Annotated in this window: 8 protein-coding genes; 1 reads left to right on the top strand and 7 read right to left on the bottom strand. The window is 72.2% G+C overall.

Going from position 1 to position 7,271, the window contains the following annotated elements:
• The coding region (locus QJS33_RS12885; RefSeq protein ID WP_306368173.1) for an ATP-binding domain-containing protein at positions 1-234 on the top strand (234 nt) is incomplete at its 5' end.
• A gap of 39 nt (positions 235-273) precedes the next feature.
• Here the strand turns inward: QJS33_RS12885 and idi are convergent.
• From idi to QJS33_RS12850, 7 genes are all read right to left on the bottom strand, one after another.
• Positions 274-882: an isopentenyl-diphosphate Delta-isomerase gene (gene idi / locus QJS33_RS12880; RefSeq protein ID WP_306368172.1), complete on the bottom strand. Its 609-nt coding sequence runs from the start codon at positions 880-882 to the stop codon at positions 274-276.
• Between the two features lie 163 nt (positions 883-1,045).
• Complete coding sequence (locus QJS33_RS12875) at positions 1,046-1,927, bottom strand: geranyl diphosphate 2-C-methyltransferase (protein ID WP_306368171.1); 882 nt, start codon at positions 1,925-1,927, stop codon at positions 1,046-1,048.
• A gap of 118 nt (positions 1,928-2,045) precedes the next feature.
• The gene (locus QJS33_RS12870; protein WP_306368170.1) at positions 2,046-3,290 is read right to left on the bottom strand and encodes a family 2 encapsulin nanocompartment cargo protein terpene cyclase; all 1,245 of its coding nucleotides are present in this window, start codon (positions 3,288-3,290) and stop codon (positions 2,046-2,048) included.
• A gap of 92 nt (positions 3,291-3,382) precedes the next feature.
• Entirely contained in the window at positions 3,383-4,783 is a 1,401-nt protein-coding gene (locus QJS33_RS12865) for a family 2B encapsulin nanocompartment shell protein (RefSeq protein WP_306368169.1), read from the bottom strand.
• A 453-nt stretch (positions 4,784-5,236) separates the two neighbouring features.
• Positions 5,237-5,434, bottom strand: coding sequence for a DUF429 domain-containing protein (locus tag QJS33_RS12860; RefSeq protein WP_306368168.1), 198 nt, complete (start codon positions 5,432-5,434; stop codon positions 5,237-5,239).
• Positions 5,410-6,261, bottom strand: coding sequence for a hypothetical protein (locus tag QJS33_RS12855; protein ID WP_306368167.1), 852 nt, complete (start codon positions 6,259-6,261; stop codon positions 5,410-5,412). The genes QJS33_RS12860 and QJS33_RS12855 overlap by 25 nt, the downstream gene beginning before the upstream one ends.
• 466 nt (positions 6,262-6,727) lie before the next feature.
• Positions 6,728-7,078, bottom strand: coding sequence for a DUF4259 domain-containing protein (locus QJS33_RS12850; RefSeq protein ID WP_306368166.1), 351 nt, complete (start codon positions 7,076-7,078; stop codon positions 6,728-6,730).
• Positions 7,079-7,271: the final 193 nt, after the last annotated feature.

The following is a 7,271-nucleotide window of genomic DNA, read 5'->3' as shown; positions in this document are numbered from 1 at the left end:
GCCCTGCCCGGCGCCGCCGGGGCCCGGGGCCTGGAGCACGACGTGGTGGCGCTGACCGCCACCGAGTCCAAGGGGCTGGAGTTCGACGCCGTGGTGGTCGTGGACCCCGACGCCCTGCTGGCGGCGCCGCGCGGCGCCAACGACCTGTACGTCGCCCTGACCCGCGCCACCCGCCGCCTCACCGTCGCGCACACCGGCCCGCTGCCGCCCGTGCTCTCCCGCCTCGCGCCGTAACGCCGTGGCGCCGTGGCGCCGTGGCGCCGTCGGGCGGGCCTACCAGCCCGCCCCGGGGGCCAGGTCCCGGACCTGCGGGCGGGCCGCGTCCCAGACCGTGGTGAACCACACCGAGAACGGCTCGGCGACGCGCAGGCGCTCCAACTCCGCGGGGTCCACCGCCCGGACCTCCTCGACCTCGTCGGGGTCGGGGGCGGCGGGGAGGTCGAGGCGGCCCACGAAGAGGTGGTTGAACTCGTGCTCCACCAGGCCCGAGGCCGGGTCGGGATGGTGGTAGGTGACCGTCCCGGCCTCGCGCAGCAGGGCGGGCACCGTCCCGAGCTCCTCCCCCACCCGGCGCAGCGCCGCGATCAGCGGCCGCTCCTGCGGGTAGGGGTGGCCGCAGCAGGTGTTGGACCACACCCCGGGCGAGTGGTACTTGCCGCGGGCGCGGCGCTGCAACAGCAGGCGGCCGTCCCCGTCCACGAGGAAGACGGAGAACGCCCGGTGCAGGACGCCCGGCGAGCGGTGGGCCGACAGTTTCTCCGCGACGCCGGTGGTGGCCCCGTGTTCGTCCACCAGTTCCAGCAGGATCGGGTCCTGCGCCGGGGCCGGGTCGGGGCGCTCGGGCGCCGCGGTGCTCGTACTCGTGCTCGGGGAGTGGGACATCGCCGTCCTCGGGTTCAGTGCGGATGCGGGGGACCGTGCCCGCCAGGGGCGGGCACGGCGTGCGCCGGGGTCCGGGGCGCGGTCTCCCCGGGGCGGCCTGGGCCGCCCCGGGAAGCACGGTGCGTCCGGGCCGCGGGGCGGCGGTCCCCGCGGCCCGGAGGCCTCAGATCCGGTCGGCCGCGATGAGCAGGTAGTGGAAGCTGCGCTCGCGGTAGGCCGTCAGGAAGGGCTCCTCGACACCGGTGGCGACGGAGGACTTCTCCCGCAGCTCCCAGTAGGGAATGGTGGCGTCGGTCAGGTCCACCACGGAGATGGGGACCAGCCCGTTGGCCGCCATGGCCTTGAAGTAGTGGCTGCGCGGGTGGATGTTGCAGGTGTAGTGCTCGTCGATGCGGCTGACCGCCTTGGAGCGGCCGCCGGTCACGTCGTTGTAGCAGCCGGTGATGGTCACGTAGCGGCCGCCGTGCCTGAGCAGGCGGGCGTGCTCGGCGAAGAGCTCGAACAGGTCCACGTACATGGTGGACTCGTTGTTCCAGCTGGCGCTGAGCGAGCCGGTCTCGAAGCCGGTGTCGAGCATGTTGCGGAAGTGGAACTTCACCTTGTCGTCCACGCCGCGCTCGCGGGCCTGGTCGTTGGAGAAGTCCACCTGCTTGCGGGAGATGCTGATCCCGTCCACGCTGCACCCGAACCGGGCGTTGGCCATGAAGCTCGTGCCGCCGCGCCCGGACCCGGTGTCCATGATCCGGTCCTGGGGGCCGAGCGGGCCCAGGTGGTCGAGCAGCAGGTCGGCCTGGGCCGTCTCCAGGCGGTGCATCTCCTCGATGATGCGCCGGTCCCGGGTCTCCTCGGGGCCCTCCAGGACGGAGGGGTCGTAGTCCCCCACCCCGTAGTGGTGGTGGAAGAAGCCGTCGACCTCGCCGAGGCGGATGTTCACCGGGTCCTGCTCGGCGTTCCAGTAGGCGGCCACCGACTCCTGGTAGGCGGTGCGCAGGACCTTCTCCGGGGCCTTGGGCGCGGTCGTGGGCGCGGGCATGGTGTCGGTCATCGGGAGGGAACTCCTTGTCGTCGTGGTGTCGCGGGGCGGTGCCCCGAGGGCATGCGAAAGGTGCGCATGCCGAACATGCAGAAGCGGTGTGCGTACGTTCGGGGAACCGGGCCGGCCGTCAGGCCCGGGCGGTCTCGGCGTGCCCGTGGTAGCGGGCGGTGCTGGCGTGCCACTCGCGGCTGCCGCCCATCCAGGCCCACAGGCCCCACAGGAACCGGCCGAGTTCGGGCGGACCGGTGGCGGCCAGGGCCGCGGCCTCCGCCTCGAAGGTATGCATGAGCTCGTCGTGGATCTCGACGGTGCGCACCATCGCCTCGCGGGCCGTGCAGCCGTCCTCGGTCTCGATGAGCCGGGGCAGGCTGAAGTCGTCGACGTCCTCCTTGCCCATGGAGTAGAGGTCGTTGACGATGACGCTGGCCGATCCGGCCAGGGTGAACGCCCGCCGGACCTCGGGGCGGCCGAACTGCTCGGCGGGCAGCTCGTACCCGGCCACCGGGTCGATGAGGGCCATGCAGGGCACGAAGCTGTTCTCGTGCCGGTGCATGAGGAACTCCCACACCGGCGGGCGCTGGCCGGTGGTGTACCAGACGCCCTCCTGGTTGTAGGCGACGAACATGATGGCCAGCTCGTGCCGGAGCCTGCGCACCTGCTGCCAGGTGGCGTACCGGGCCAGGTTGTCGATGCTGGAGCGCAGCGCCACCGCGACCGGGTCGGCCCGCACCACGCGTTCCAGCACGGGCGCGTAGCGGCGCGGCAGGTGGGCCTGGTCGATCACCGAGTGGGCGATGGCCAGGCGCTGCCCGAGCAGGTCGTGGCGGGCCTCCTCGGCCTCCCCGTCCACGTAGTGGTCGTCCACCGACCACTCGGCCAGGGCGCACTTGGCGGCCGCCAGCAGGCGGTCGGGGTCGTCGGTCTCGGGGTGGGCGAGCATGATGAGCCGCCCGAACCCGGCGGACCGCACCCGGTCGAGCTGGCCGGGGTAGACGCCGACCTCCTCGGCCCACGCCACGAGCCGGTCGTCCACCTCGTCGCCCAGCGCCGGGTCGTCGCGCATCGCGGGCGGGCAGTACAGGACCGGAACGGGGTCATTCTCCCCTCCCGCCACCCGGGTCCCGGGGTCGGCGGCGGCCGCCGGGACCGCGGGAGCGGTGGCGACCACGGCACCGGACGCCCCCGCCGGGCGCAGGCCGGGCGGGTGGACCGGCAGGGACGGGACCGCGGCCGTCCCCGGGCCGGCCGGAGCGGCGGCCCGCAGCGGCAGCTCGGCGGGCCCGGGGCGCCGGGGATCGCGCAGCAGCGCGTCCACCAGCGCCGCGATCTCGGGTGCGGCGGGCGCGGCGAACATCCTGGACAGCGAGGACACCGTGTCACCCCTCCTTCGTCGGTGTCGTCCGCGGCGGTGCCGGTGGGCCCGGCACCGCCGCCGCCGATCGTGTCGGCAGTGTCGGCGGCGCGTCAGGCACGCGGCCTGACCTCGATGTTCTCCAGGACCCCGACGGCGTCGGGGACCAGGATCGCGGCCGAGTAGTAGGTGCTGACCAGGTAGGAGATGACGGCCTTGTCGTCGATCCCCATGAACCGCGCGCTGAGTCCCGGCTCCACCTCGTCGGGCAGCCCGGTCTGGTGCAGGCCGATGACGCCCTCGTTGTCCTCGCCGGTGCGCACCGCGATGATCGAGGAGGTCCGGTGCTCGGTCACGGGGATCTTGCCGCAGGGCAGCATCGGGATCCCGCGCCAGGCGGGCACCCGGTTGCCGTTGATCTCGGCGGTGTCCATGGACAGGCCGCGCTTGTTGCACTCCTTGGCGAACGCCGCGATCGCCTTGGGGTGCGCGTACAGGTACTGGGTGTTGCGCCGCATGGTGATGAGGTCGTCCAGGTCGTCCGGGGTGGGCGGACCGTCCTGGGCCTGGATGCGCTGGCCGAAGTCGGCGTTGTTGAGCAGGCCGAAGTCGTCGTTGTTGACCAGCTCGTGCTCCTGGCGCTCGCGCAGCGCCTCGATGGTCAGCCGGAGCTGGTGCTCGGTCTGGTTCATCGGCTTGTTGTAGAGGTCGGCGACCCGGCTGTGGATGCGCAGGACCGTCTGGGCGACGCTGAGCTCGTACTCGCGGGGCCTGAGCTCGTAGTCGACGAAGGTCTGCGGCAGCTCGAACTCGCCGTCGTGGCCCGAGGCCAGCTCGATCTCGGCCTCGCCGTACTTGTTCTGGCGCTGCTGCGGCAGGGCCCCGAACATCTGCACGTGGAAGCTCAGCGCCTCGGAGCGGTCCACCGCCTCGGCGAAGGCGCTGCGGGTCAGCGTGAGCAGCACGCCGGAGGTGTCGGCCCGGTAGGTGGAGTCCCACACCGGGTCCTCCGTCACCAGGTGGGTCTCGCCGAACTGGTCACCGTCGGCGAGCACGCCGAGCCGGTCGGTGCTGCCGTAGCGCCCGGTGGCGACACGGCTGATCCGGCCGTGCACGATGAGGTACAGGCGGTCGACCGGGTCGCCCTCGGAGACCAGGACCTGGCCGGGCTCGAACTCCTGCTGCTCGAACCGGTCGGCGAGGTCGGTGAGCACCTCCTCGTCGTCGAAGCCGCGCAGCAGCGCCAGCTCGCCGAGTTCGCGGGGAATGACCTGGACCCGCGACCCGGTCTGGTGGAACTCGATCCGGCCATCGCCCAGGGTGTAGCTCATCCGGCGGTTGACCCGGTAGACACCGCCCTCGGTCTGGACCCAGGGCAGGGTCTTGAGCACCCAGCGGGAGCTCTTGCCCTGCATCTGCGGGGCGGATTTGGTGGTGGTGGCCAGATTCCGCGCGGCGGCGGTGCTCAGGCTCTTCTGCTGACCGCCACGCACCTCGGGGGCTTCGGTCGACATCGGCCGTATCTCTCCTGTGTCGTGTGAGGGTCCCCGTTCCGCACCCGGTGAAAGGGACCCCGGAACAGGTGGAAAAGGTTCGATTCGGTCGCCAAGCGCAAACCGGAGGCGGCACACGGATGCGTCCCCCGACCGCGAAAGCGCTGCCCACGCTAGAGGCGCCGCCGCCGGCCCCGCAAGCGAACGGAGGAATTCCACTGCAAATCGCTGGAATCCGAGACCCGATAACCCAAAAGTACGAAGACCCTTAAAATAAACCTTCGACTTTCTTTCCGTGACCCACATCTCACGCACAACGGAAGATCATGACATAACACTGCGGTCCGCCACTTCCACAAAATCCACAAAACACCCCAATGCCGCATCACCGGCCACGGTGCAGCGACCGCCCGGAGGGTTCCCGGTCGCCCCGGCCCCCTGTTTCCGGCCCCGGCCCGGCTCCATCCCCCGGCCTCAGAACCGGATGACATCGCGGCCGTCGTGCCGACCGGTGTCGCCCACAGAACCGGCCTCCCCCCGGGCGATCCGGTGGGCGCTCCACGCCGCGGCGGCGGCGTCCAGCACGTCGTCCACGGACGCGGACGGCCCGCCCGGCGGGGGTCGCCGGGCGGGCCGTCGGCCGGGGGTCAGGTGGTGCCGATGGCCCCGCACTCCTCCTCACCCATGTCTCGCGCGGACTCCAGGTCGTAGGGGTCGTCCTCGATCCAGCCCCTGGGGCGCTCCCCCTCGGGCATCTCGTCGGAGTAGGCGGGCGTGAAGGTGTACTCGTCCCACAGGCAGTGCGCCGGACCGGCCGAGCGCCACCAGTTCGGCCAGGCCTCCCAGCGGCCGTCACCGACGTCGTAGAACGACACCTCGCCGTAGTGCGAGGTGACCAGGCGCACCGACACCTTCTCCCCCGGCCGGGCGACCGGGTGCACGATCGTGTACTCGGTGCGCACCGCCAGGTACGGCATCCCGTACCGGTCCTCGGCGGTCTCCGCCCACATCCGGCCGTCCACCTTGACCACGTCGCCGATGGGCTCGGCGCTCCCGGGCGTGAGGTGGAAGAGCAGGCTGCGGCTGTCCAGCGCGGGGTCCTCGTGCCCGTGGTACTCCTGGTACCAGTCCATCGCCTGCCCGCTCAGCAGGGACCGGAAGCGCATGTCGTCACCCCCGAAGACGGACTCCTGGTCCAGGTAGACCGCCTCCAGCAGCTCGCCGGTGGCGTCGTAGGCCGCCTGGACCCGGTCGGCGGGGTACTCGCCGATCCCGGCCGCCTCGGGGACGGTGAACCCCTCCTCGTACTCCTCGGCCTCGGTACCGCCGAACGGGTCGTCGCGGTCGACCTGGTCATGGGTGATCGGGAACCCGGTCACCTCCTGGGCGACGTCGTTGAGCAGGCGTTCCGCGGGGACGCAGCCGGTCAGGGCGATCACCGCGACCGCCGCCGCGCACAGCATCGCACTCGGGTTCCGGGGCAGGGGTTTCCAGGGCATGGGGGATCCCGTCTTCACTTATCGGGGGATATGCGAACTTCGCACAGTTTTACCCCACTCCCCCGACACTCCTCCGCCCCACCCGCCCCACGGCCGGCTCCGTGCCCCGTCCGCGGGGCTCCCGGTCGGGGCCGGAAAATCCCTTTCCCCGCTTCCGGGACGCGGGGTACGTTCGCCCGGTGAACACTCGGAAACGCAACGGCACCGTATTGAAGCTCGACTCGGCGGCGTGCGGCCCGGTGCTGATGGCGGCCCCGAAGCGCCGCGCCGTCACCGGCCGCTGCACACGGCCCGGCTGCTCGTGCTCGGGCTGGTGCGCCCGGTTCTCCGCGGGGCGCGGACGCCCCGGCACCGGCCCGGGACGCACCGGCCGGGCCGCGACCCGGAGGAGCACGCGTTCTCTCTCGCTCCTCCACCGCACCCCCACCGGCCGCTCCCGCCACGCCTGACCGGGCCCGCCCGGGGCTCAGAACAAGCCGAACCGACCCCCGGGCACGGGCACGGGCGGGCGCCACGGCCCGCCGCGCGACCCGTCCCAGAGGCCTCCCGGCTCCGGTCCCCCGGCCAGAACCCGGTCCAGGGCGTCAGCGGCGAAGGCGCGCTCGCCCACCAGGTCCGGCAGGCGCCGCCCGGGCACCCGGCCGACGCCGTCGACCTCCTCGGCCTCCGGCTCCTCCAGGTATTCCACACTCCCGACCGCGCGCAGCAGCACGCCGCGGACCATGCCCGGGCGTTCCTCCGCCGCCGCGCCGTCGAGGTCACCGCACAGGTCCGCGGCCGTGTCATTGCCGAACGGTCCGGTGTCCCAGATGCCCATGCCCCTCCCCGCCTCGTTCGCGGATGGTGTCCCACCGAGTGGTGCGACTTCGTTCGACTCCAGAGCCCCAGAGGTCGACGCACTGGTCGGCGATTCGTTCTTGTTCGAACAACCGTCGTTCTCACACCACTCCACGGGACATGACCCGTTCGCACACGGGCATCGTCCCGGACACCACCGACCGTTTCGATGT

The sequence above is a fragment of the Nocardiopsis sp. CC223A genome (assembly GCF_030766825.1).
Lineage (GTDB): Bacteria > Actinomycetota > Actinomycetes > Streptosporangiales > Streptosporangiaceae > Nocardiopsis.
The sequence above is the reverse complement of the archived record's forward strand: the minus strand, read 5'-3'. Positions and strand labels throughout refer to the sequence as shown.